Source organism: Rhodopseudomonas pentothenatexigens, assembly GCF_900218015.1.
GTDB lineage: Bacteria > Pseudomonadota > Alphaproteobacteria > Rhizobiales > Xanthobacteraceae > Rhodopseudomonas > Rhodopseudomonas pentothenatexigens.
In genome coordinates this window covers 16,123-40,767 of record NZ_UFQQ01000036.1, presented here as the reverse complement: position 1 = coordinate 40,767, position 24,645 = coordinate 16,123, and the positions used below count along the sequence as shown (strand labels likewise).

Genomic DNA, 24,645 nt, shown 5'->3' with positions numbered 1-24,645 from the left:
TGTGAATGTTCATCCGGTCCCTCCCTGGATACTGAAGCATCGCAACCTCAGCATCCCCGGTCCGGACCGGATGGACAACCTAATGAAAGCTCACAGCTAGAGAGCGGTTCATCGTTTGATTGAAATGATCCGACCTTTCCGAAGGCACTGAGTCCTCATCCTGAGGAGCCCGGCGAAGCCGGGCGTCTCGAAGGATGGAACAACGCATTGCCTGCGTCACATGGTTCGAGACGGCGCTACGCGCCTCCTCACCATGAGGTTGCGCGCGTGGCAGGAGGTGCGGATCAGCTCTGATTCGATGAAAAACAGAACTGCTCTAGGATAGCACCTGCTGCTGCTGCAGCTTGTCTGCGATCGCGGCCAGCACCCGCTCCAGGCGCGCGGCCCATTCGATCTGGCCGGCTTCGTCGGTGATCTGGTCCTGGCGGATTTCGATGCCGGAGGTGATCAGGCCGCGCGCGGTGCCGTGCACCGGGATGGTGTAGTCGGTGCCGTCGGCGACTGCGTAGGGCTGGTTGTCGCCGACCACCAGTTCGGGCTCGCGTCGCAGCTCGCCGAGCAGCAGCGGCGGCAGCACGGTGCAGTCCTGATACAGCGTGCCGATGTGCCAGGGCCGCGCCATGCCGTGATACACCGGCGTGAACGAATGGAGCGCCAGCAGCACGGTGGGCTGGCCGGACAATTGCCGGTCCTCGATCGCGGCCTCGATCCGCTGGTGGTACGGATCGAAGATCAGCCGGCGCCGCTCCGTCGCCTGCTCCCGGGTGAGCCCGTCATTGCCGGGAATCGTGGTCGCCTCGCTGACCAGCGGAATCGAACTTTCGGCGCTCGGCGGCCGGTTGCAGTCGATCACAAGGCGCGAATAGCGCTGGGCGATCAGATGGGCCTGAAGCGCGTCCGACAGCCGCTCGACCACGCCGGCGATGCCGACATCCCAGGCGATGTGCCGCGTCAGCTCGGACTCGGGCAGGCCGAGGTCGCCGAGCTGCGCCGGGATCCGCCGGCCGTAGTGGTCGCACACCAGCAGGAACGGCGACCGTCCGTTTGGATTGCGCTCGATCACCGGAGGCTGTCCGGCATCGAGGCTGAGGAAATCGTCGCGCACGCCGTCCATCACCAGACCTGCCTATCGACCGCCGTCGTCCGAGCCCCGCCAAATCGGTAGCGGATTCGCCCGCGCGCCGTCGAGACGAATGGTCGGACACTGTACAAAATTGCAGTCGCCGGCGGCCATTCCAACGGCCGACCGGTCGTGCTGTCGGGAGATGCTCAGTGGTTTCCGCGGATCGCCAGCGTGCACCAATGCCGCCGAAAACCGAGCGAGGTCAGCTCTGGCGCGGCGCCGATCGCGATTTGCACTTCCGGAACCGCCGCGATCGGGCCCTCGATGGTGCTTGCCGGCGAAGGGTGTTCGCCCGGGGTATCGAGCAACCGGATCAGGTCGTGATCCGCGGCGTTGACGCGTCTCAGCAATTCAGCCGCATCGGGGATCGGCCGGTCAGCGCAGTAGCGCTTCAACACCGCAAACCCGCCAATATGGGGGTCATTGCGACGGCCCCGCAGCAGCGCGAAACGGAGCCGTCGATAGGCCGTGACCAGCGGATAGTGTCCCGCGAGGCGACGCAGTGCCGCGCCGGAAAACAATTCGGCGAGGCCTTCGTCGAGACTGCGGTCGATCCGCCGTGTCAGCAACGGCGTGCCGCGGTCGTCGACCATTGTTCGAACCGGCGGTCGCATCTGGGCGTAAGCGAGATGCGACATCTCGTGCAGGGCGATTTCCGGCAGGCTGGCGATGGAATTGCCGATGTCGAAGCGGATCGAATTGCTGGCGTGAATCACGCCTGACCGGAACATTTCGCGCCAATCCTGGAGTCTCAGCCCTGGCTCGATCCTGTCGGTCAAGCCGCGCAGCCGCAGGTCGAGCCCGGTGAGGATCTGCTGCTTCTGCACGGCCGAAGCGGCGCCGAGCCAAGCGCGGCCGGCGTCATTGTCGCCCCGCACAGCGGCATCGACGAGCACCGCTGCATAGCCCTCGGCGACATAAGCATCCGGCGCGCCGCACGCGTCGACCACCAATTGAAACGGGGGCATCTCCGCCGCGGCCGGAAATACCTCGGAAAGCGCCTCGGCCAGGGTCGCGCCGCGGCCGTGATCGCCTGCGATCCACGGTTCGTATACGACGAAGGCGAGCACCTCGGCGTACCATCGTTCGGCTTCCTCCAGGAGGCGGCTCAGCCGCTCGGCGCTGCGGCTGCAGGCCGGGCTGATGGCCTCGGCCTGTGCGGCATAGCGCTCCGGGGCGCCGCCGCATTTGCGCTCCTGATAGAGCAGATAGCCGAGCTTGAGCGGTGCCGACAATCCAGCCGGGTGGGAGGCGCCGGCAAAGGCGGCGTGGTTCGGGGGCCGCAGCGGGATCAGCGCTTCCTGCGCGATCGCCTTTCGCAGTGTGCGATCGCGGCTGAGCGCCCAGGCGATGCTATCGTGCAGCCAGGCGTCCTGATGACGGAACAGCCGATCGAAACGATCGCGCAGGCACTTGTCGGGAATCGCAGTGCGAATCGACCGCAACAGCATCTCGCCGGACCTCGCGGTCGTGGTGCGGTCGACGAACCCTCCAATCACGTCGTGCAAGTCCGCCGTCGGCGCCGTCTCCATCCGGCGAAGATCGGGATCTTGCTTGGTGTCGTCGTCGTGCCGGAGATCGACGGGGGCGGAGAATTCGTGCGTGACGCTGAACGCAAAAAACGGCGCCGCGGTGATCAGCGGGTGGTCGTTTGTCGTGCTCAAATCACCCATGCCGTCACCGGCGGCTTTGCCGCTCGTCCACCCCTCGTCGGATTGCGCTTATCGTGCGGGAGGCCGCGCTCCGGCTCAGCGCGGATCGACCGGCTGGCTGTGGCAGATTCGATTGGCGCAAGGGTCGGCCACGTTACGACATCGATAGCCGCAGACGTGCAACGCCTCGCACGCGAGCCGGGTCGCGCAGATCACGACGTTTGGCTTACAGCGATCGTCGCAGTTCTCCTGGCTCGCGCATGGACCTGCTTCGATCAGGTTGCGCTTACCTTCCTCCCAGTGCAGGATTTCCATATCCGGATCGAGCTGGATGCCCTTGCTTTCGAGCGATCCTCGGGTGCTCTTCTCGATGTCGATCTGCATTTGCTGCAGCATTTCGATCATCTTCTTGTCCTGGTCGGCGCTCATGTCGTCCTCGCTTCGTTGGACAGACGTTGCATCTCTCTGAATCGGCGATTCAGGAGCTCCATCTTCAAGGTGTCGTGCAAACCGAAGGCGATGGAGGGACATTCCGGTTCGCCGGTCTCGACCGCGCTCGCAGGGCACGAGCCGAGGCACAACGGAAGCTTGTCGCAGGCTTTGCATTTCGGATAGTCGAACGGGTCGTAGGCGAGCCATCGGCTCAGCCGGATCTGGTCGAGTTCGCCGGAGATGTGCCCGACTTCGCTACCATCGACACCCGTATGGTTATAACATTTGAACAGCCGCCCGTCGGGCGCAACGACATAAGCGCTTGCCGAGGTCGCGCCGCAGCCCATTCCGCCGCCGGGATAGTTGTCGACGACGAAGCCGTGGCGGAGTGCCGTCAATTGTAGCTTTAGCGATTCGCTTGCGAATTGCTCCTTGCTGAAGCAATTGCAGCCGTAGTCGCGGCACGATTCGGTGGCGTTGTCGACCAGTCCGAAATACACGTTGACCTTGCCGCGCAGCCCGGCTGCGTCGAGATCGGTCAGGAGCTCGGGCACCGCATCCGCGTTGCCCTTGTCGATGTTGACGCGCAGCGAGACCGCTTCCATCCGGCCCACGACTCGTTGCAGATTTTCGAGAATGCGATCGTAGCTACCCTTCCCGTTGCGCTGCGGGCGGCGCTGATCGTGAATGCGTTGCGGGCCGTCGAGCGTGACTTGCACCGAACGGACGCCACAGGCGCTCAACTGTTTCGCGGTGTCTTCGGTTAAAAGGTATCCGTTGGTGATGGCCGCCGCGGAGTAGTTGAAGCCCCTGGCGGCGGCCAGGCCTTGAAATTTCTGCGCCAGCGATTCGATCACCGACAGCCCGACCAGAGGTTCGCCACCGAAATACACTACGGACAGTGCTGCGAGGCCGGGGGTCCGTGAGTCGACATAGTCGACGATCTTGGACTGAACGTCCTGGCTCATCAGCGCGCTGTCTTTTTTCTGATAGCAATAGATGCAACGCAGATTGCAAGCGAGCGTGGTGCAGATCGTCAGGCCGAGCCGGCGGCCGTCGAACCGTTGAGTGCGCTCCGCGGTCTTCAGCAGCGCCAGTTCGTCGGCAGCGTCGTCGATCATGAAGCCGAGCGTGACGAGCTGACGCGCCAGGTCGTCACTGCCGGTCGCGTCCGGGCGCGCAAGATGGCTTTCGGCCTTACGCTTCAGCTCGGCCGATAGCCGCAGAAGCGCGTTGCTCCGGGTGTTGTAGAGCAGATGAACGCCATCGCCGAGTTGCGTCCAGACGTTGAATTGAGACGGCTTCATCGCGGTCTCCAGTGCAGCAAAGGACTGGTCGCGGCCGGTGTGTGTTTGAAACGTGTCCTGCCCAATCTCGAACACGTAACAAGTATAAACTAATTCAACCGATGCGGACGCTAACACGAGCGCTGCGCACCCTCAATCACGCGCTTGGTGTCCTGCCTAGATCGATGGTCTAGTTTTGCCGCGGTTGTGGTAATCGAGGGGAGGTCGCGGAGGCGGCTGGTTTGCTGAGGTAAATTGAAATGTTCGACCGTCTGTTCGTTTATGGCACGCTGATGCGTGGCTACGATCATCCGATGGCCCGGCTGCTATCGTCGAATGCCGAATTTCTCGGCCCGGCCTCGATCCCGGGCCGGCTGTATCTGGTGCGGCACTATCCCGGCCTGGTGCCGTCCGACGATGCCGCCGATCGCGTGTACGGAGAGGTGTTCCGGCTGCATCGGCCGGACGAGATATTGGCGCAGCTCGACGATTACGAAGGTTGTGGCCCGTCGGATCAGCGCGCCGAATACCGGCGCGAGATCGCCCGGGTGACGCTGGAGGGCGGCACCGAGCTCGACGCGTTCGTGTACTATTTCAATTGGGACGTGGCGCGGCTGCCGCGCATCGAGACGGGGCGCTACCAGCCGGAGGCGTTTTCCGGCTGATCGCGTAGCGCGGCCTTGGCCCTAGCCGGTCAGATGCAGTTCGATCCGCGCATTGGCGGCGAGCGGCAGCAGCGTCAGCCAATCCGGATCGCCCGGCTCGGTGAGGCAGAAGCTGGGGAAGTCGTAGGCTTCAACGGACGCGGTGGCGATGTCGAGGACATGGCCGCAGTCGTCGCATTTCCAGGAATGGATCTCGTACACACCGTCGACGGCTTCCACGCCGAGCGACGTCATCTGCGCATTGCAATGGGCACAATTAGCCATGGTCTGGCTCCTTATCGTTCGAACGCGGCATTCCTGAACGGTCGGGAACGTCGCGGGTGAGCCCTCTAAGCCTTGGCTGATCGTTCTCCCCCGACTCCCCTGCGTATTGCAGGGTGCGGCAGTTCAATCCCGCTTGCGCGGTGCAGCAATGAGCTGGATCAAACCCGCTCCGCTTGCGAATTGTCGCGGGTTTACAAGGGTATCGCCTATGCCGCAATGCGAAATATTGCGAGGTGATGACATGCGTGTATCACGAGTCCGTTTCGCGTATCGGTGGTTTTGGGGGCTGCGGCCGGGTCGATCGAAGTTGTCTGTGAATCACCGGGACAACTTTCACCCCGGTTCACCCACGCCGGCCCACACCCTATATCCATGGTCGGTCGGCGCTGTCGTTGCGCCGCTTAGCCCTTGAGCCCCATGCGCTTCTCGCCGCAGTTCCTCGACGATCTGAAAGCCCGGCTGTCGGTGTCGGAGGTGGTCGGCCGTCGCGTCAAGCTGAAGAAGGCCGGGCGGGAGTGGAAGGGGCTGTCGCCGTTCCAGCAGGAGAAGACGCCGTCGTTCTTCGTCAATGACGAGAAACAGGCGTGGTTCGACTTCTCCTCCGGCAAGAACGGCTCGATCTTCGACTTCGTGATGCTGACCGAGGGCGTCGACTTCCCCGAGGCGGTCGAGCGGCTGGCGGCGATGGCCGGCGTCGCGCTGCCGGTGCAGTCGGCGGATTCGGCGCGCCAGGAGCAGCGCCGCAAATCGCTGTACGATGTGATGGAGCTGGCGGCGGCTTACTTCGCCGACAATCTCGCCTCGCGCGGCGGCGCCCGCGCCCGCGGCTACCTGGCCGACCGCGCGATTCTGCCGGGCACCCAGGTCAAGTTCCGGCTCGGCTACGCGTCGAACGAGCGCTTCGCGCTGAAAGAACATCTCGGCAAGCACGGCGTGCCGGTGGCCGACATGATCGAAGCGGGACTGTTGTCGGCGGGCCCCGACATCCCGGTGCCGTTCGACAAGTTCCGCGACCGGGTGATGTTTCCGATCACCGATCTGCGCGGCCGGGTGATCGCGTTCGGCGGCCGCGCGCTGGAGAAGGATGTCGCGGCGAAGTATCTGAACTCGCCCGAGACGCCGCTGTTTCACAAGGGCGACAACCTCTACAACCACGCGCCCGCACGCAAAGCCGCGCATGACGGCGGTTCGGTGATCGTGGTCGAAGGTTATGTCGACGTCATCGCGCTGGTCACCGCCGGCTTTCCTGCGACCGTTGCGCCGCTCGGCACCGCGCTGACCGAGGCGCAGCTGCAGCACCTCTGGAAGATGGCCGACGAGCCGATCCTGTGCTTCGACGGCGACCGCGCCGGCCAGAAGGCGGCGTATCGCGCCGCCGACCTGGCGTTGCCGCATCTCAAGCCGGGGAAGAGCCTGCGCTTCGCGCTGCTGCCCGAAGGCCAGGACCCCGACGATCTCGCCCGCGCCGGCGGCCGGCTCGCGGTCGACGAAGTGATCAGCGCGGCGCGGCCGCTCGCCGACATGCTGTGGGCGCGCGAGGCCGAAGGCGGGATGTTCGCCACCCCGGAGCGGCGCGCCGCGCTGGAGGCGCGGATCAACGAGCTGTCGAACGGCATCCGCGACGAGATCGTGCGCCGGCATTATCGCCAGGATCTCACCGACCGGCTGCGCGCCGCCTTCGCCCCGGCCGGCGGCTATGGCGGATTCGGCGGCGGCTTCCGCGGCGGCGGGGGCGGCGATTCGGGCCGGCGATTCGCCCACCCCGGCGGTTTTCCACAGGGCGGCGGCCGATTTGCCCCGCGCGGGCGTCCTGGACAACCGGCGCCGGGGCTCGGCCGCGGGCCCTACCAGATTGCCAGCCCGGACCTGATCGGCAGCCCGATCATGCGCGGCCAGCGCTCGGCGATGTCGCGCCGCGAGGCCTTGATCCTGATCTCGCTGCTCAACCACCCCTGGCTGCTCGATGACCATCTCGAGGAAATCGCCGCGCTGGAATTCGCCCATCCGGAGGCGCACCGGCTGCGGGCGGCGATCATCGCCGCCTTCGCCCAGCACCACCACCGCGGCGACGATCCGGCCGAGCAGGCCGAGAAGCTCCGCGCAGATTTGGTTAAGGCAGGATTATCCGAGCAATTGCAGCGGGTTGAGCGGGCGATCACGACCTCCGCGGTATGGGGGACCGGCCCCAAGGCGGCGCGCGAGGACGTGCTTTCGACGTGGCAGCAACTCGTTGCCTTGCATCGACAATCCCACTCCTTACTTAGGGAATTGAAGGATGCCGAGCTGGCCCTGGGTGATGACGGCAGCGAGGCGAACATGCAGTGGCTGAACGACGTCAAGGCGCGCCTGGCGCAGGTCGAGGGCACCGAGGCGCTGATCGAGGGATTCGGCGAATCCTCCGGCCGGTTCCAGCGCAGCGTGTGAGGCGGTCCAGCGAGACCCGGACGATGGAACGAGTCGAAAAGACTCGCAAATCCCCGGAATTGGCTGCAAAAAACAGGGTTAGTAAGGGCTTAACGGCATTCCGGCTAAAAGGCCTTCGGGCGACCAATTGGGTGACCAGCGAGCGGGATCGTGTGGGGGTGGCGCAGGCAGGCGCCGCCCTTTGTGCGTCTCTCCCGATCAGGCAAGTTTTCATGGCGGTGCGGTGACGCCTCGTCCGTGAGCGCGTTCAGGAGCAGTGGATGGCCAGCAAGGCGAAGACGGTACAGGTGCAGGACAAGGACAAGGACGACAAGGTAGACGCGCCGGAGAAGGACACCGTCGACGCTCCCTCGCCGCTCCTCGACCTGTCGGACGCGGCCGTCAAGAAGATGATCAAGCAGGCGAAGAAGCGCGGCTTCGTCACCTTCGATCAGCTCAATGAAGTGCTGCCCTCCGACACCACGTCGCCGGAACAGATCGAAGACATCATGTCGATGCTGTCCGACATGGGCATCAACGTGTCCGAGGCGGAAGATACCGAGGCCGAAGAGGAAGAGGCCAAGGAGGAAGCCGACGAGGAGCTCGACAACGATCTGGTCGAAGTCACCGCCAAGGCCGTCACCGAGACCAAGAAGTCCGAGCCCGGCGAGCGCACCGACGATCCCGTCCGCATGTACTTGCGCGAGATGGGCACCGTCGAGCTGTTGTCGCGCGAGGGCGAAATCGCGATCGCGAAGCGGATCGAAGCCGGCCGCGAGGCGATGATCGCCGGGCTGTGCGAAAGCCCGCTGACGTTCCAGGCGATCATCATCTGGCGCGACGAGCTGAACGAAGGCAAGATCTTCCTTCGCGACATCATCGATCTCGAAGCCACCTATGCGGGCCCCGAGGGCAAGAACAACATCGGGAACGACAGCGAGGAAGCCGCGGCCGAAGGCGAGGGCGCTGCGCCCGCGCATGTCGCGCCGCCGGCCGCGCCGGCCGCCGCCACCCCGTTCCGTCCGGCCCAGCAGCGCGGCGCCGCGCCGGCCGAATCCGGCGAGGGCGGCGAAGGCGCGTCGGAAGGCGACGGCGACGACGACGAGTTCGAGAACCAGATGTCGCTGGCCGCGATCGAGGCCGAGCTGAAGCCGAAGGTGGTCGAGACCTTCGACAAGATCGCCGACAACTACAAGAAGCTGCGCAAGCTGCAGGAGCAGGACATCGCCAACCAGCTGCAGAACGAGCAGCTGTCGCCGTCGCAGGAGCGCAAGTACAAGAAGCTGAAGGACGAGATCATCGTCGAGGTGAAGTCGCTGCGCCTCAACCAGGCCCGTATCGACAGCCTGGTCGAGCAGCTCTACGACATCAACAAGAAGCTGGTGTCGTTCGAGAGCCGCCTGATGCGGCTCGCCGACAGCCACGGCGTCGCCCGCGACGACTTCCTGCGCAACTATCAGGGCTCCGAGCTCGATCCGCGCTGGCTCAACCGGGTGTCGAAGCTGTCGGCCAAGGGCTGGAAGAACTTCGTCCACCACGAGAAGGACCGCATCAAGGATCTGCGCCAGGAAGTGCAGTCGATGGCGGCGCTCACCGGCCTCGAGATCGGCGAATTCCGCAAGATCGTCCACTCGGTGCAGAAGGGCGAGCGCGAAGCCCGTCAGGCCAAGAAGGAAATGGTCGAGGCCAACCTCCGCCTCGTGATTTCGATCGCCAAGAAGTACACCAACCGCGGCCTGCAGTTCCTCGATCTCATTCAGGAAGGCAACATCGGCCTGATGAAGGCGGTCGACAAGTTCGAGTATCGCCGCGGCTACAAGTTCTCGACCTACGCCACCTGGTGGATCCGGCAGGCGATCACCCGCAGCATTGCGGACCAAGCCCGCACCATCCGTATCCCGGTGCACATGATCGAGACGATCAACAAGATCGTGCGCACCTCGCGGCAGATGCTCAACGAGATCGGCCGCGAGCCGACCCCGGAAGAGCTCGCCGAAAAGCTCGGCATGCCGCTGGAGAAGGTGCGGAAAGTCCTGAAGATCGCCAAGGAGCCGCTGTCGCTCGAAACCCCGGTGGGTGACGAAGAGGACAGCCACCTCGGCGACTTCATCGAGGACAAGAACGCGGTGCTGCCGATCGACGCCGCGATCCAGTCGAACCTGCGCGAGACCACCACGCGCGTGCTGGCCTCGCTGACCCCGCGCGAAGAACGCGTGCTGCGCATGCGCTTCGGCATCGGCATGAACACCGACCACACGCTGGAAGAAGTCGGCCAGCAGTTCTCGGTGACCCGCGAGCGCATCCGCCAGATCGAAGCCAAGGCGCTGCGCAAGCTGAAGCATCCGTCGCGGTCAAGGAAGCTGCGGAGCTTCCTGGATAACTAACGACGATCAACCGATGTCATTGCCGGGCTCGACCCGGCAATCCATCGGTCTTCGACCGGATGGATGCCCGGATCAAGTCTGGGCATGACGCCGGCAAGCGAGACGAGGCGACGATGTCGAAACCGGTCATCTTCACCGTGTCCGCCGTTTGGGACGCCGACGCAGGCGTCTGGAGCGGACATTGCGACGAGATCCCGGCAGCGGCCGATGCGCCGACGCTCGACGCGTTGCTGGCCAAGATCGAAGCCATGACGCTGGACCTGTTGCCGGACAATCATCCCGGCGTCGATCCGGCGTCGGTGTTTTTGCAGATCACCGCCTTGCGTGAAGCGCTCCCGGCGGCCTGATGGCGCCGCAGTTTGACCGCGAATTGAGAGACCTGCTGCGGGTGGCCGGCTGCACGCTGGTTCGCCAGGGCAAGGGAAGCCACGAGATCTGGCACAGCCCGCTCACGAATCGAAACTTCGCCGTTCCGGTCGGCATTCCGAGCCGTCACACCGCGAACGCCATCCTGCGTCAGGCCGGGTTGCCGAAAGCCTTTTGAACGGCGAGAGCAGATCCGTAAGCGCCGTAGGTTGGGGTAGGCGCAGCCGTAACCCACCATCTGCACAAGCAGCTTAGGACGCCTTCGGCGTATGTGTCCTACGGAGCTGCTATTCCGCCGCGCCCGCGTAGCGCGCGATCTTGATCTCGCCGGCGCGCTTGCGCGCCTCGGCGATATCGAAGCTGTTCTGCATGCGCATCAAGGTGTCCATCGACACGCCGAACGCCTTTTCGATGCGGAGCGCCATCTCGGACGACAGCGAGGCGCGCTCGTTCAGAACCGCGGACAGCGCCGGCCGGGTGACGCCCAAGACCTTCGCGGTTTCGGTGACGGTGAGCCGGAGCGGTTCGATGATCTCGTGCTTCACGAAGCTGCCGGGGTGTACCGGGCTTTTCATGCGCAGGTCGGTCTTTGTCCGCATCGTCGGTCTCATCAAAGCGTCCTAGTGGTAGTCTTCGTAGTCGAGGTCGATGATTTCGATCCCGTCCTTGTCGATCTGGAATGTCAGCCGCCAGTTCTTGGTGACGAACAGACTCCATGTCCCCTGCGATCTCCGGTCAGCCTGTGCGCCTTCCAGCTCGGGACTGTTCGGAGTTCGTCCTCCCGCTCCATGTCCTGCAGAAACGAAATCATGCGGCGCAGCTTGTCCGCGATAGCCGCTTGAATCCCGCCGGCGTCATCATCCTCGATGAGCCGTCGGAGCTCCTTGTGCAGGACGTTCCGAATTCTCATGGAAAGCACGATATAGGATATGTATGTCTTCTGTAAAGTAACGCTTTACAGGACGCGTGGTTAGGCGAAACCGTACCCCACCATCTGCACGGGTGGCGCATGACGCCGTCGGCTCATGCGCCCTACGGGCCGCCGGTGCGGATACGCAACTCTTGCACCACGCCCGCCTCCCGCCGCAGCGCGCTCCCTCGCTCGCTTGCGGGAGAGGGCTGGGGTGAGGGCGACGCGCGTATTGATTCGGTAAATCTGGAACGGAGACCCCTCGCCCGGAGCGGCACTCCGCGCCGTCCGAGCACAGGCTCCACGGATACCCGGTTGGGGGCCACGCGTCGCAGTGCCCGCGGGTCCCCAACCCCCGCCCCGCCCTGCAACGGGGAGGGAAGAAGGAGGCAACTGCGGAGCTACTTGTAAAACTGAGGGTCTGGCCAGCGAACGACGAAACGATTGCAAAGGCGGCGTAATCCAGACCTTTTTGCATGTAGCGGCAGGCTCTCATGCTGTTAGTCTTCAGGCTATTGTCAAGTTTGTAGCGAAGGTCTTCCGCTATGCCGACAATTGCCTGGTTCTACGGTATTAATATCCAGATGTACGACAACGACCACGAGCCACCGCATTTCCATGCGCGGTATGGCCGGGCCAAGGCCTTGGTCCGATTGTCGGATGGGATGATCATGACAGGCGAATTGCCTCCGGTCGCAAGCCGGCTGGTTCGCGATTGGGCGCTGGCGCGCCGATCCGAATTGCAGGATAATTGACGACGTGCCCGAGCTTATCGCCCGCTGGAAAAGGTGCCGGGTCCCGATGATGACGAATGATTGGCCGATGGTCGAGGTGTTGCGCCTCAAGGCGCTGGATGACCGCCGTCTGTGGCTGCGCTTCACCGACGGCAGCGAAGGCGTGCGCGATCTGTCGGATGTCCTGAGCGCCGATGGGCCGATGCTGGCGCCGCTCCGCGATCCCGCTTACTTCGCCCGTGCCTTCGTCGAGATGGGCGCACCGACCTGGCCCAACGGTTTCGACCTCGACCCGATCCAGCTCTATGTCGAACTCCGAGACGCGGGCGAATTGTCCCGCGTAGCTGCGGAATAAGCGCCGTCGGTTGGGTTAGGCGAAGCCGTAACCCACCGCTCCGATCGCGGCGGATTACGCCTTCGGCTAATCCGCCCTACGGGCTATGAGGCTAGTTGCCTACCTTCTCATCGGCTCGAACTAATAGGCCAAATATATAAGCCACACGAGCAAACGCAAAGAACGCCCATATAAAAATAGAAAACCAGGCGGATAGAATAGCGTAAGTCAAGTTGTCGTCGGCCGATAGAGAAAATTTCCAAGAGATCAGAGGCATCGATGTGAAGGTCAAAATAAAGCCACTCCAAATCGCTCGCCTGATGAAAGTGTTATATCGAGCCATAGATCTGGTTTTTCGAATCTCGACGATGAAGCCGTCTGTCTTTCCTGCTACGAAACCGTAGATTGCAAATACGCATCCGGTCTGTATCGACGCCCAACCAAACACTGCTGAAAATACATTGCTGATCGACAATTTATCTGCAGCCATCAAGGGTAGAAGATACGGTTGTGCAGTCAGTAGCACTACGAAAGCAGCTATTCCGGAAAGCGCTGGTCCATAGGCCTCTAAGTAATAGGAGGCGTAGCGTTCAGAGCCGCTCACGCATTTTCTCGCGCAGTGCCGCCAACTTAATGCGGTAATTTTCTTCGGGATTGTTATCTTGAAGTTGTAGAACCTCTTTGGTTGACAGGAAATCTTCGAGAAGGTCCAAGTCCTCTGTCTTTTCGCCTTCCGGTTTAACCTTTGCCTTCATAGACGAGATCTCAATTTGGTCCTGTACCGCTTGGGTCCGGAAGTGTCTGACCATTGATCGTACCGCATTTGCTAACCCTCCTCGACGATGTCCCATTGAAAGTTCGATTGTTATGCTCGGTGCTGCGTAAGCATCCGCCATATCTCGCATTGATCGCGTCACCGATGCTGCTCCCCCTCGTTCCAAAACACCGAGATTGTCGGGTCGACTAATTGAAATCGAAACCTTTCGGACCGTTCCCTGATTAAAGCGGTCCCACATGTCGTCCCGCACGATTGGTTCAAATTCGAAATGAGCGCCATCGATAATTTGCCCTACGTAATACGAGAATTTACTTGGAGACAGAACGCGTGGATCGTATTGCAGGCCAATCTGTTCTGTGCCGGGCAGGTAGCGAAAAACCACCCCGTGACCAAGGGGATTCCGGACTCGAAGCGATCTGCGGCCATCATCTTGGACTTCGGATGGAAAGTTTGTTCGTTGAATTCGAGTTAATTCGCCGTGGATCGAGCCTTGAGCCCGCTCAACAATCTCGGCGCGGACATGATAGTCCGTTGCGAGTTGCCGCTCGCGATCGCAAGGTCGGGGTATGTTGCCTATTTGCGTAAGCACCTCTCCGAAATCTAGCCGCGTACGGTTCGCAGGCCTCACGCGGTAAAATCTGAACGTAATGCGCTTATCCACTTTGCTCCCCCGGTAGCGTGTTGCGGGCGAAGCTTTACACAACCAATAGGTTTGTTTAACGGAACAAATAGAGAACTTAAACGAAATGGTCAAATCGAATTCGAAGCTTTTTGGGTAATCGCGCCTCAGCGCGCCACTCTTCCTCGGAGAGCACACACTGTCTTCAATTTGCTTCGATCGCCTTACGGAGAGTCTCACTATCTAGCGACGCCGTCGCCGTGCAGGCCGTTCGCCTTCAGCCTGACTTTCCGATGCTCGTCATGTGAATCTTGACAATATTCCTATTTGATCTATATTCCTATCCATCCCGCTCCACTCCGAGGGGCGGCTCGCGATCGTCACTAGTCGCGCGGCGGGGTGCGGTGGACGCGGCAGCGTCGGCGCGGAGGGAGGCGGTTGGGGGCCGCGAGGCAGGGAGTCCGCAGGGCCTGGCCTCTGGGTCTATGGCGCCGCTGAACCAACGCGCAAGACGACGACGCTGTGCAATGCGGGCCGGGGCGGAGATGCGCCCCATCTGCATCGCCTTTGCGCGCCGGCCCAAACCGTGTGGTCCCGACGCCCGTCGCTGGCGTCAAGGGATGGAGCGCCTGCCGGCCGACCGGCCGCAGGAAACCACCGGTTCAGACACGGGCTGCGAACAGCTCGGCGTCTGCCGGACAGCTCAGTCCCGACGGTGACGAACCCAAGCGAACAACGCCACCGGGGAGAGCACGAAGCAAGCCGGAAGCCCACCGCGTGCGGAACGCCGGACGTTTCGGTGCGCCGTGGTGACTAACTCGTGCGCTTGTTTGTCTTGCGCATGAGGCTGCGGACGCATCGTCGCGTCCGGCGTTCCGCGCGCCCTCGTTTCGGGCGCGGCGCGACGGGGCCGGTGCCCCGCCCCCTCATAGCCGTCGGCGCCCCCGCGCCGGTCAAACAACAGGGGCGATGACGCATGTCCGGCAGCGACGCATTTTCGGTGGCGACGCATGTCCGGTGGCGATGTCCGGCGGCCCCGGCGGCGATCGATCATCGCGACGATCGGCACTGAAGGGTGAACCATTAGTGAAGCCTTCAGATCTGACTTGTATGTGGTTTATCAGGCGCAGCCGAATTCGGCGGTCGCTCGGAACGGCGGCTTGTTTCGGCGGAGATGACACCAAGCCCGATGCGCTTTCTCTGGAATCAGATTGCCACCAGCCTCAAGACGCGGTTTCTGGTCGTCACGGTCTGCGTGTTCGGGTTGGTCGCCGTGCCGGCCTATGTGGCGTTCGAATTCTTGACCCGGAAGACCGTGGTGGCGCTCGGCACGTTGTTCGCCGAGAAGCAGGTGCTGTTCGACCGCTACCGCGGCCTCGAGGCGCTGATCCGGGAGGTCTCGCTGGCCGAGACGGTCGCCCGGTCGCCGGCGGTGCGCGACTGGGCCCGCGACGAGGCCGACCCCGACAAGGCCAAGCGCGGGCTGGCCGAACTCGAGCACTACCGGCTGTCGTTTCACGACAAGAGCTATTTCTTCGTCGTCGACCGGTCCGGCAACTACTACTTCAACGATGCCCAGAACAGCCACGACGGCAGCCAGCTGCGCTATCAGGTGAGGCGCGACAATCCGCGCGACGGCTGGTATTTCAAGACGATCGCGGCCGGACAGGGCTGCCAGCTCAATGTCGACCGCGACGACAACCTCGCCGTCACCAAGGTCTGGATCAACTGCGTCATCGCCGAGCAGGGCCGGATTCTCGGCGTGATCGGCACCGGCGTCGACCTCAGCGAGTTCATCCGCGAGGTGGTGGCGCTGCCGCAGACCGGCGTCACCAGCATGTTCGTCGATCGTGCCGGCGCCATCCAGGCGCATCGCGATCCGGCGATGGTCGATTTCCACAGCCTCACCAAGGACACCAAGACCAAGAAGACGATCTTCCAGCAGGTCGACAGTCCCGCGGACGTCGCCGAACTCGCCGCGATGATGCAGCGCGTCTCCGCCGGTCCCGCGGCGGTGGAATCGCGCTTCATGAACATCGGGGGGCGCGAGGTCCTGGTCGGCGTCGGCTATCTCGACCAGCTCGGCTGGTTCAACGTGACGCTGATGGACATCGACGCCATCATCGATCGCCGCTTGTTCACCCCGATCGCGCTGTTGCTGATCGTGATGATGACGGCGGCGGTCGCGCTCGTCACCATCCTGTTCCGCCGGGTGGTGCTCGATCGGCTCGCCACCGTCGAGGCCGCCGCGCGGCGGGTCGAAGACGGCGACTTCGACGCTATCGTCGTCGACCAGGGCAGCGACGAGATCGGCCGGCTGTCGCGCACCTTGTCGGGCATGGCGCTCGCCGTGCGCGACCACACCCGCGTGCTCGAGGATCTGGTCGACGAGCGGACCGAGAAGCTGCGGCGTCTCGCCAACATCGATCTCTTGACCGAGATTCCCAACCGCCGCGGCTTCACCCAGGTGTTCGAGCAGTGGCTGGCGCAGTCGCCATTGGCGCCGCGATCGGGCGGGCTGCTGCTGATCGATCTCGACGACTTCAAGGACGTCAACGATTTGTTCGGCCATCTGGCCGGCGATCGGCTGCTGTGCGAAACCGCGCGGCGGCTGGCGCCGCTGCTGGCCGAGGGCGATACCTGCGCCCGCTGGGGCGGCGACGAGTTCGTCGTGCTGGTCGAGGATTGCGACCAGGACGGCCTGCAGGCGCTGTGCGCCCGCATGGTCGCGGCGATGAACGCCGCGCCGATCCGCTCCGACGATGGGCAGGACATCGCGCTGACGGTCAGTATCGGCGCCTGCCGGGTGGTCTCGGGCAGTTCGGTCGACGCCGCCTTCGCGGAGGCCGACGCGGCGCTCTACGCCGCCAAGCGCGCCGGCCGCAACCGCTTCGTGCTGTTCGACTCCGGCGCCGGGTCGGCGCTCAGCGCCGTTGCGACGGCGCAGGCTTGAGCCGGCGTGCGCCTCAGAGCCCGACTGGAAAAGCGCGCAGTGAAATCAGGCACTTTCGTTTCAACCCGTCATGCCCGGCCTCGTGCCGGGCATCCACGCCTTGCAGCGAACGCAGCAAGAAAGGCGTGGATGGCCGGGACAAGCCCGCCATGACGAAACTAATCGTCAATTGAACGGCTTATCAAAGCCTTTCGATTAGCTGCCCGCATTTCCGGTCAGGCTCTCGAGAAGACGCTCGTCGCCTTGGCTTGTTACTCGCCTTCGACAAACGCCCGGAAACGGTCGGCCCAGGCCGGGTGCCAGCGCGACAGTGCGGGGCGGTTGTCGATGATGTCGCCGGCCGCCCAGGCGATGCGGCGTTCGTCGAGGTTGCGGGGCACGTCGTTGTCCGGGCACAGGATGTAGAAGTCACCGTCGTCGAGCCGCGCCAGCATGAAATCGACGGTTTGCTCGGCGGTCCATGCGCCGGCCGGCTTCTCGCTGCGGCCGCGCGCGGTCAGCGCGGTGAACACGAAGCCGGGGATGAGCAGATGCGCCGTCACCGCGCAGCCCTCGGTGGTGCGCAGCTCGTGCGCCAGCGCTTCGGTGTAGGCTTTCACGCCGGCCTTGGAGACATTGTAGGCCGGATTGCCCGGCGGCGTGGTGATGCCCTGCTTGGAGCCGGTGTTGATGATCATTCCCGGCCGGCCGCGCGCGATCATGTCCGGCGCGAAGATCTGCGAGCCGTGGATCACGCCCCACAGATTGACGGCCAGGATCCGCTCATAGGCCTCGCGCGGGCCGAGCGCGGTGCTCGGTGGCTCGATGCCGGCATTGTTCATCACCACGTCGACACCGCCGAACCGCGCGGTGACGGCGGCGCGCAGCGCCTCGAGCTGGTCGGGCTTGGCCACGTCGGTTTCCTTCGCCAGCACGTCGTCGGCGCCGCCGCCTGCGACATGCGCCAGCAGTTCGGCGGCGCGGGCGAGATGATCGGCGTTCAGATCCGCGATAGCCACCTTCATGCCGGCCTGTAGAAATCGCTTGGCGGCTGCAAAGCCGATCCCCGATGCGCCGCCGGTGATGACGGCGACCTGATCCTTGGCGATGGCGGGATGCGGCATGGTGGTCTCCTCGAAGCGGGCGGCGATGCCCGGGAGATAGGCGCAGCCGCCGAGGACGCAAGCCGAGGAGACAGGCGGACTTTCATCGTCATTGCGAGCGAAGCCAAGCCATCCAGCGGTGCCTTGCACCTGGCTTTGGATTGCTTCGTCGCTTCGCGCCTTGCAAGGACGGGAAGATGGCGAGGTGAGATCGTTACCGCTTCTGCACGAACACCGTGCCGGCCGAGTAGCCGGCGCCGAACGAGCAGATCAGGCCGAGGTCGCCTGGCGCCATGTCATCCTGGTGCTTGTGGAAGGCGATGATCGAGCCGGCCGACGAGGTGTTGGCATAGTCGTCGAGGATGATGACGTTCTCGTCCCGCGTCGGATCGCGGCCCAAAACTTTGCGGCCGATGATCTCGTTCATGTTGATGTTGGCCTGGTGCAGCCACATCCGCTTCAGGCTGTGCGGATCGATGCCGATCTCGCGGGCGTGCTCGATGATCATCTCCGACACCAGCGGCACCACTTCCTTGAACACCTTGCGGCCCTGCTGCACGAACAGCTTGTCGACGTTGTCGCGGCCCTCGGGCCAGGCGCGGTTGAGGAAGCCGGCGTTGTTGCGGATGTTGTTGGAGAACTGCGTCTTCAGCCTGGTGCCGAGGATCGACCAGCCGCCTTGCGCATCGTCGGCGCGCTCGACGATCGCCGCGGTGGCGACGTCGCCGAAGATGAAGTGACTGTCGCGGTCGCGGAAGTTGAGATGGCCGGAGCAGATCTCCGGATTGACCATCAGCACCGCATCGACCGAGCCGCCGCCGACGAAATCCGCCGCGGTCTTCAGCCCGAAGGTCGCCGACGAGCAGGCGACGTTCATGTCGAACGCGAAGCCGCCGAGGCCGAGCGCATTCTGCACCTCGATCGCCATCGCAGGGTACGCGCGCTGCATGTTGGAGCAGGCGCACAGCACCGCGCCGATCCGCTCGCGCGGCTTGCCCCAGCGTTCGATCGCCTGCTCGGCCGCGGTCACCGCCATCTCGGCGAGGATCGACAATTCGTCGTTGGAGCGCTCCGGAATGATCGGGCGCATCACTTCCGGATCGACGATCCCCGGCTTGGCCACCACGTAGCGCGACTTGATGCCCGAGGCCTTCTCGATGAATTCGGACGACGACGGCTGCAGCGGCTCGATCTCGCCGGCTTCGATGCGCGCTGTGTTGGCCGCGTTGAAGTTCGCCACATAGGTGTTGAACGCCTCGACCAGCTCCGCGTTCGAAACGCTGTCGGGCGGGGTGTAGAGGCCGGTCGCGGCAATGACGGCAGGGCGCACGGAAAGCTCCAGGCTCAGTGGCTGAGTGAGAGGACCGCCGGCCAAGCGATCCGCCGCGCCCTGCCGGTATCCGACGCCGTTTCGTCCGGGTCGGCTTTGACGCCGGACAAAAGGCGGAACGCGGCCGCATCGTCCGTTGGTCGGGCGCGGGGAGGCCGGCGGGCGGGGCGCGCGGGCATCTCGGCCGGCGCGGGCAAAAGCGGTATGAAACGCCGCGCGGCGAAACACAAGCTCGATCGCAAGACGGATAGCGGCCGGCGCCGATCGGGGCCAAATTCCGCGCCGAGGATCATGATCATGGACGCACCGCACGGACATCTGCTGCACCCGCTGCCGCCTGCCGGCCCCGACGAAGTGCTGGACACCCTGCTGGCCCGCGGCGGCGTCCGCGTCGAGCGCATCGTCTCGTTCGGCCAGTCGAGCCCGGACGGGTTCTGGTACGATCAGACAGAGGACGAGTTCGTGGTGCTGCTGGCCGGCGCCGCCGTGCTGCGGTTCGAAGACGGCGACCGCACCGTCGACCTCGTCCCCGGCAGCTGGGTCGACATCCCCGCCCACTGCCGCCACCGGGTCGAGGCCACCGCCGCCGATGAGGCGACGGTGTGGCTGACGGTGTTCTGGCCGGCGGCGTAACGGACGGCGGCTCTTCCTGAGACTGCCCATCGTGGCTGCAAACAGCTTCTCTGCCGCAGGATACCAATCCGGTCGTGCGCAGAAAGGTGGCCGAGCTAACAACACTCTCCTCCGCTCGTCGAATGGACCGTCGCGACAGCCGGCCGTAACATTCGGTCATTCGAATAAGCGGTCGCTCGGGCGATCGTAATCCGCGGGGGCGGTGATCTTGCACAAGGGGATGGCTTCGCCGCTCTCGCTTCGGCGCGCGGTGACGACGGATGGCGTCCAGGCGACGGCCGTGGTCGCCTGGACTGGAGTCCTGTTCATCCTCGCGGTCGCCGCGCTGCAACTGGCGTGGGCGTTCGAGCGGTTGCCCTATCACGTCCCGATCGGCGCCAACGAGGGCTGGAACGCGATCCACGCCGCGCGCGCGATGCTCGGCGCGGAGCTTTATCCGCCGGCCGACGCCTTCATGTTCGACAACTACCCGCCGCTGTCGTTCTACATCGTCGGCGCGCTCGGCCTGCTGACCGGTGACAACATCATCGCCGGCCGAATGGCGTCGCTCGCAGCGACGTTCGTCATCGGGTTGAATATTGCGGTCGTGGTCCGACACCTCGGCGGCACCCGGCTGTATGGCATCCTGGCCGGCTGCCTGTGGCTCGGCATCGTCAGCAAGAGCTATCTGCTCTATGTCGGCGTCAACGATCCGCAGCTGCTCGGCTTCGCGGTGATGACCGCCGGGCTCGCGATTTTCACCGTCGCGCCATCGCGCACCGGAATCCTGGCGCTGGCGTCGCTGGTGATGGTGGCGTCCGGTTTCATCAAGCACAACGCGCTGGCGATCCCGCTGGCGTGCACGGTGTGGCTGGCGTGGCAGGATCGCCGTGCGCTGCTGCGCTGGCTGGGATTTTCGCTGCTGTTTCTGGCGCTCGGCTTTGCCGCCTGCGCGCTCAGCTACGGTGCCGCGTTCTTCGAGCAGCTGCTGATGCCGCGCACCTACAGCCTGCACAACGTGGTCAGCCTGCTCGGTTGGCTGCAGGGCTTCATCATCCCGCTTGCGTTGTGGATCGCCTTCGTCGTCACCACCAAGCCCGACGCGGCGTTCCGGCTGGTCAGCCTGCTGGTGCTGTTCGGCGGCGTCGTCTTCGTGGCGACGCGGATCGGCGAGGGCGTCAATATCAACTGCCTGTTCGACTGGATCATCGCGGTCTGCATCGCCGCCGGGGTGCTATTGTCGCGGCTCGACCAGTCCCGCCTGTCGGCGCGGTTCGGCGTCGCGACCACCGCGGCACTGATCGTCGGCGCGCTGTGCCTGCGACTGGTGCTGCTGCCGTCGAGCGACCTGATGCGCTATCTGACCGACCCGCGCCAGCACGAGGCGCTACGCGCCGGTGACGCCGCGTTTCGTGCCGACGTCGCAGTGATGGCCCGACTGCCGGGGCCGGCGCTGTGCGACGAATTGGCGTTGTGTTACTGGTCCGGCCATGCTGCAGACGCCAGCTATGATCAGTTCAATGCCGGTCAGGCCTTCCTCACCGGCGCGAGGTCGCAGGCCGAACTGACCCGCCGGATCGAAGCCGGGGACTTTCCGCTGATCGCCGCCTATCCGCAGTCGCTGCTGGTGGCGCCCGCCCGCGCTGCCGGACTGCGCGAACGCCCCGCTGCGATCGTCGGCTTCATCTTCTGGGCCGACGGAAATTGACCGGCGCGGTTCCCCGGAACGATCGCTCCCGCACCCGATTACTCAGCGGGGCGTTCAGAACAGCAATGGAGATCAACATGGCAGGCCAACTCGATGGCAAGCGCGTCGCCATTCTCGCCACCAACGGTTTCGAACAGTCGGAACTGGAAACCCCGCGCGACAAGCTGAAAGCGGCCGGCGCGCAGGTCGACATCGTGTCGCCGGAACAGGGCGAGATCAAAGGCTGGGACCAGAAGGATTGGGGCCGGCCGGTGAAGGTCGACAAGCAGCTCGGCTCGGTGAAGGCCGACGACTACGACGCGATCGTGCTGCCCGGCGGTCAGATCAATCCCGACCTGCTGCGTGTCGATCAAAACGCGCTGAAGCTGATCAAGGCGTTCTACGATGCCGGCAAGCCGGTGGCGGCGGTGTGCCACGCGCCGTGGCTGCTGATCGAGACCGGCATCGCCAAGGGCAAGCGGATGACGTCGTACCACTCGATCAAGCAGGACGTGATCAACGCCGGCGCCAAGTGGGAGGATTCCCAGGTCGTCACCGACAACGGCCTGATCACGTCGCGCAACCCCGGCGACCTCGAGGCGTTCTCGGCCAAGATCATCGAGGAGATCCGCGAGGGCAAGCATCAGCGCCGCGCGGCCTGACGCGGCGAACGTGGTGATGCGGCGGCGCTGGCCGCCGTTTCGCCATGGTGATCCGCGACAGTTCCGGGATGCGAACAACGACCGCGCCGGTGGTTCATCGGCGCGGTTTCGATGCCAGAGGAGCCGCGATGGCGCGGGCCGTGCGGATCGCGAGAGGTGGAGCGCTGCGGCGCCGGATGGCGCCGCAAGCTGCCGGCTTAGAGGCTGCTGTGCCGGCGCACCACGCGGACGCCGTGTTCGGCGCGGACCGGGATCGCCTCGGCGCCGGGGAGCAGCTCGATCGGCAGCGCCAGTTTGCTGCCTCCCTTGCCGCCGCCGCGCAGATCGGTGCCCATCGCCATGATGGCGGAGCCCATCGCGGCCGAGCCGAAGGTGATGACGAAGCCGAACAGCAGCAGGCCGAGCGCGGTGCCGGGCGAGTCGTCGGCGAAGATCAGGTCGCGCAGATGGCCGGGATTGAGATACAGCAGCCCGCCGAGCAGCAGCGCTGCGATCATCACGCCGATCGCCAGATTGATCGCCAACAGGCGAAACAGCGGCTGGCCCAGCAGAGTGCTCCGGCGCGGCATGAGGTGATTCCCTTCGCTGACGATGATCCGCCGGCTGGTCGCCAGCGTCCATGGATTCGGGGCCGATCAGACGGAGCAGATATGGCGCTGTTGGCGCCGCCTCGCAACCGCAACAGCGAAATGGTAGATTCGCGCGGTTGTCATAGCAATACGCATCAATACGCATTCGGTTCTGGTCCGCCGTTCCTTCGCTCTGCCATTTCCGTTGCCTGGAGACACGATTCAGATGTTGAAGCTGCGCCTCGCTCTCGTCACCTGCGCCCTCGGCGGCGCGCTGCTGTCCACCGCGCCGGCTGAGGCCGCCCGCTGCGGCGGCGACTTCAACAGCTTCATCGCCAGCTTTTCGGCGGAGGCCGCGCAGGCCGGGATTTCGCAGAGCGTGATCTCGCAGGCGCTCGGCGGCGTCACCGAGGACCCCGCGGTGCTGGCGTTCGACCGCCGCCAGCGCGGCACCTTCAACAAAACCTTCGAGCAATACGTCTCGACCCGGGTCGGCGCCGGCCGGATCAAGGCCGGGCGGGCGATGCTGATGCGCCACGCCTCGCTGCTGTCGCGGATCGAGCGGCAGTTCGGCGTGCCGCCGCAGATCGTGGTGGCGATCTGGGGACTGGAGTCCGACTACGGCAAGGGCGACACCGGCAAGCTGCCGGTGTTCCGGGTGCTGGCGACGCTGGCGCACGACTGCCGCCGCACCGAGCTGTTCCAGGGCGAATTGATGGCGGCGCTGAAGATCGTGCAGCGCGGCGACCTGACGCTGCGCGACATGATCGGCGCTTACGCGGGCGAGATCGGCCAGACCCAGTTCCTGCCGTCGTCCTACATCAAATACGGCGTCGACTACGACGGCAACGGCCACGTCGATCTGCGCCACAGCGTGCCGGACGTGCTGGCCTCGACCGCCAACCTGCTGAAGACCGCGGGCTGGCAGGCCGGCGGCTCCTACGAAGAAGGCACGGCGAATTTCGAGGCGATGCGCGAATGGAATCGCGCGCTGGTGTACCGCAAGACGATCGCTTACTTCGCCGACAAGCTGGTCGGACCGTGAGCGCTCTCTTCCTATGCCGCGCCGGCGCGGCGATCGTCACATCGTGGTCGCCGAGCTGCTCGACCGCACCAGCTTGTTGATCTGGTCGAGCGTGAAGGTCTGGCCGCCGATCGACAGTTTCGGCGGGGTCTGGCTGAGATCGACGGAGTCGATCGTGCCCTGGATCTGGGTGGAGACGGTGGCGGTCTTGCCCGACGCATCAGTGGCGACGATCGACAGCGTGTAGTTGCCGTCCGGCCATTTGGTGCCGTCGTTGCCGCGGCCGTCCCAGGCGAACGCCTGATCCTTGCCGGCGTTGATGGTGAATTTGCCGGAATACACCGTCTGACCGGTGTCGCTCTGGATCGAGACCTGCGCGGTGACCGGCTTGTCGGTCGACAGCGACCATACCGCCTTGCTGTCGGTCATCTGCACCTTGCTGCCGTCGACGATGGCGTTGGCGCCGACGAGGCTCATGGCCTGCGTCGCCTGCGCGGTGGTCTGCAATTGCACCAGCGAGCTCAGCGACTCGTTGGATTTGAGCTGCTGTTCGATGCCGGCGAACTGCACCAGTTGCTGGGTGAACTGGTTGGTGTCCAGCGGGTCCATCGGGTTCTGGTTCTTCAGCTGCGTCGTCAGCAGCGTCAGGAAGGTCTGGAAATTGTCGGCGATCCCCGGCGTTGAGCCGGTCTTCGACTTCGCGGTTTCGGCCGAGTAGTTCGGGTTGGGGGCCGAGTACGGCGTGGTCGCGGCGGTTGCATCGACGGACATGCTGG

The 24,645-nt window shown here is 64.4% G+C and carries 25 protein-coding genes; 12 read left to right on the top strand and 13 right to left on the bottom strand.

All coding sequences use genetic code 11. The features are described from left to right. Nucleotides 1-316: 316 nt before the first annotated feature. The 4 genes from DWA33_RS22670 to DWA33_RS22655 all read right to left on the bottom strand — a co-directional run bounded on the left by DWA33_RS22670 (nt 317) and on the right by DWA33_RS22655 (nt 4,514). Nucleotides 317-1,114, bottom strand: a complete 798-nt coding sequence (locus DWA33_RS22670) for an N-formylglutamate amidohydrolase (RefSeq protein ID WP_114360758.1) — start codon at nt 1,112-1,114, stop codon at nt 317-319. A 155-nt stretch (nt 1,115-1,269) separates the two neighbouring features. Next, entirely contained in the window at nt 1,270-2,796 is a 1,527-nt protein-coding gene (locus DWA33_RS22665) for a hypothetical protein (protein ID WP_114360757.1), read from the bottom strand. 75 nt (nt 2,797-2,871) lie between these two features. Further along, complete coding sequence (locus DWA33_RS22660; protein WP_114360756.1) at nt 2,872-3,204, bottom strand: hypothetical protein; 333 nt, start codon at nt 3,202-3,204, stop codon at nt 2,872-2,874. Further along, nucleotides 3,201-4,514 (bottom strand): radical SAM/SPASM domain-containing protein, encoded by a 1,314-nt coding sequence (locus tag DWA33_RS22655; RefSeq protein WP_147270301.1) that lies wholly within the window; start codon nt 4,512-4,514, stop codon nt 3,201-3,203. Before DWA33_RS22655 ends, DWA33_RS22660 begins: the two co-directional genes overlap by 4 nt. Nucleotides 4,515-4,753: 239 nt before the next feature. Here DWA33_RS22655 and DWA33_RS22650 point away from each other — a divergent pair, with 239 nt between their 5' ends. After that, nucleotides 4,754-5,158: a gamma-glutamylcyclotransferase family protein gene (locus DWA33_RS22650; protein ID WP_114360754.1), complete on the top strand. Its 405-nt coding sequence runs from the start codon at nt 4,754-4,756 to the stop codon at nt 5,156-5,158. A gap of 21 nt (nt 5,159-5,179) precedes the next feature. On the opposite strand, the gene DWA33_RS22645 is transcribed toward DWA33_RS22650, so the two are convergent. Further along, complete coding sequence (locus DWA33_RS22645; RefSeq protein ID WP_013503824.1) at nt 5,180-5,422, bottom strand: LIM domain-containing protein; 243 nt, start codon at nt 5,420-5,422, stop codon at nt 5,180-5,182. A 417-nt stretch (nt 5,423-5,839) separates the two neighbouring features. Between DWA33_RS22645 and dnaG the strand changes: the two genes are divergently transcribed. The 4 genes from dnaG to DWA33_RS22625 all read left to right on the top strand — a co-directional run bounded on the left by dnaG (nt 5,840) and on the right by DWA33_RS22625 (nt 10,753). Then, the gene (gene dnaG / locus DWA33_RS22640) at nt 5,840-7,846 is read left to right on the top strand and encodes a DNA primase (RefSeq protein ID WP_114360753.1); all 2,007 of its coding nucleotides are present in this window, start codon (nt 5,840-5,842) and stop codon (nt 7,844-7,846) included. A gap of 260 nt (nt 7,847-8,106) precedes the next feature. After that, nucleotides 8,107-10,209, top strand: coding sequence for an RNA polymerase sigma factor RpoD (rpoD, locus tag DWA33_RS22635; protein WP_114360752.1), 2,103 nt, complete (start codon nt 8,107-8,109; stop codon nt 10,207-10,209). Between the two features lie 59 nt (nt 10,210-10,268). Beyond that, on the top strand, nt 10,269-10,556 hold the full coding sequence (locus DWA33_RS22630) for a DUF1902 domain-containing protein (RefSeq protein ID WP_244601377.1): 288 nt from the start codon (nt 10,269-10,271) through the stop codon (nt 10,554-10,556). Beyond that, entirely contained in the window at nt 10,556-10,753 is a 198-nt protein-coding gene (locus DWA33_RS22625) for a type II toxin-antitoxin system HicA family toxin (protein WP_114360751.1), read from the top strand. Before DWA33_RS22630 ends, DWA33_RS22625 begins: the two co-directional genes overlap by 1 nt. A 109-nt stretch (nt 10,754-10,862) precedes the next feature. On the opposite strand, the gene DWA33_RS22620 is transcribed toward DWA33_RS22625, so the two are convergent. After that, the gene (locus tag DWA33_RS22620) at nt 10,863-11,186 is read right to left on the bottom strand and encodes a HigA family addiction module antitoxin (RefSeq protein ID WP_114360764.1); all 324 of its coding nucleotides are present in this window, start codon (nt 11,184-11,186) and stop codon (nt 10,863-10,865) included. A 71-nt stretch (nt 11,187-11,257) separates the two neighbouring features. After that, entirely contained in the window at nt 11,258-11,485 is a 228-nt protein-coding gene (locus tag DWA33_RS22615; RefSeq protein ID WP_244601376.1) for a type II toxin-antitoxin system RelE/ParE family toxin, read from the bottom strand. 545 nt (nt 11,486-12,030) lie between these two features. Between DWA33_RS22615 and DWA33_RS22610 the strand changes: the two genes are divergently transcribed. Beyond that, nucleotides 12,031-12,240: a DUF4160 domain-containing protein gene (locus DWA33_RS22610; protein ID WP_114360750.1), complete on the top strand. Its 210-nt coding sequence runs from the start codon at nt 12,031-12,033 to the stop codon at nt 12,238-12,240. Between the two features lie 4 nt (nt 12,241-12,244). Further along, nucleotides 12,245-12,574: a DUF2442 domain-containing protein gene (locus DWA33_RS22605; protein ID WP_244601375.1), complete on the top strand. Its 330-nt coding sequence runs from the start codon at nt 12,245-12,247 to the stop codon at nt 12,572-12,574. A gap of 91 nt (nt 12,575-12,665) precedes the next feature. Here the strand turns inward: DWA33_RS22605 and DWA33_RS25030 are convergent, their stop codons facing one another. Further along, nucleotides 12,666-13,157, bottom strand: a complete 492-nt coding sequence (locus tag DWA33_RS25030) for a hypothetical protein (protein ID WP_147270300.1) — start codon at nt 13,155-13,157, stop codon at nt 12,666-12,668. Then, a complete protein-coding gene (locus DWA33_RS25025; protein ID WP_147270299.1) occupies nt 13,144-13,992 on the bottom strand; it encodes a hypothetical protein in 849 nt (282 codons plus the stop codon). Before DWA33_RS25025 ends, DWA33_RS25030 begins: the two co-directional genes overlap by 14 nt. A 1,147-nt stretch (nt 13,993-15,139) precedes the next feature. Between DWA33_RS25025 and DWA33_RS22595 the strand changes: the two genes are divergently transcribed. Further along, nucleotides 15,140-16,903 (top strand): sensor domain-containing diguanylate cyclase, encoded by a 1,764-nt coding sequence (locus tag DWA33_RS22595; RefSeq protein WP_114360748.1) that lies wholly within the window; start codon nt 15,140-15,142, stop codon nt 16,901-16,903. A gap of 251 nt (nt 16,904-17,154) precedes the next feature. On the opposite strand, the gene DWA33_RS22590 is transcribed toward DWA33_RS22595, so the two are convergent. Beyond that, on the bottom strand, nt 17,155-18,006 hold the full coding sequence (locus tag DWA33_RS22590) for an SDR family NAD(P)-dependent oxidoreductase (RefSeq protein WP_114360763.1): 852 nt from the start codon (nt 18,004-18,006) through the stop codon (nt 17,155-17,157). Between the two features lie 193 nt (nt 18,007-18,199). Further along, nucleotides 18,200-19,315 (bottom strand): beta-ketoacyl-ACP synthase III, encoded by a 1,116-nt coding sequence (locus DWA33_RS22585; RefSeq protein ID WP_114360762.1) that lies wholly within the window; start codon nt 19,313-19,315, stop codon nt 18,200-18,202. A gap of 297 nt (nt 19,316-19,612) precedes the next feature. On the opposite strand from DWA33_RS22585, the gene DWA33_RS22580 reads away from it, so the two are divergent. The 3 genes from DWA33_RS22580 (at nt 19,613) to DWA33_RS22570 (ending at nt 22,276) form a co-directional block, all read left to right on the top strand. Further along, nucleotides 19,613-19,948: a cupin domain-containing protein gene (locus DWA33_RS22580; RefSeq protein ID WP_114360761.1), complete on the top strand. Its 336-nt coding sequence runs from the start codon at nt 19,613-19,615 to the stop codon at nt 19,946-19,948. A gap of 280 nt (nt 19,949-20,228) precedes the next feature. Continuing rightward, nucleotides 20,229-21,635 (top strand): glycosyltransferase family protein, encoded by a 1,407-nt coding sequence (locus DWA33_RS22575; protein ID WP_147270298.1) that lies wholly within the window; start codon nt 20,229-20,231, stop codon nt 21,633-21,635. A gap of 77 nt (nt 21,636-21,712) precedes the next feature. Further along, nucleotides 21,713-22,276, top strand: a complete 564-nt coding sequence (locus DWA33_RS22570; RefSeq protein ID WP_114360760.1) for a type 1 glutamine amidotransferase domain-containing protein — start codon at nt 21,713-21,715, stop codon at nt 22,274-22,276. 197 nt (nt 22,277-22,473) lie between these two features. Here the strand turns inward: DWA33_RS22570 and DWA33_RS22565 are convergent, their stop codons facing one another. Further along, nucleotides 22,474-22,845: a hypothetical protein gene (locus DWA33_RS22565; RefSeq protein WP_114360746.1), complete on the bottom strand. Its 372-nt coding sequence runs from the start codon at nt 22,843-22,845 to the stop codon at nt 22,474-22,476. Nucleotides 22,846-23,071: 226 nt separating this feature from the next. Here DWA33_RS22565 and DWA33_RS22560 point away from each other — a divergent pair, with 226 nt between their 5' ends. Then, nucleotides 23,072-23,890, top strand: a complete 819-nt coding sequence (locus DWA33_RS22560; RefSeq protein WP_114360745.1) for a lytic murein transglycosylase — start codon at nt 23,072-23,074, stop codon at nt 23,888-23,890. A gap of 36 nt (nt 23,891-23,926) precedes the next feature. Here the strand turns inward: DWA33_RS22560 and DWA33_RS22555 are convergent, their stop codons facing one another. Continuing rightward, nucleotides 23,927-24,640, bottom strand: a complete 714-nt coding sequence (locus DWA33_RS22555) for a flagellar hook capping FlgD N-terminal domain-containing protein (RefSeq protein ID WP_114360744.1) — start codon at nt 24,638-24,640, stop codon at nt 23,927-23,929. Nucleotides 24,641-24,645 lie beyond the last annotated feature (5 nt).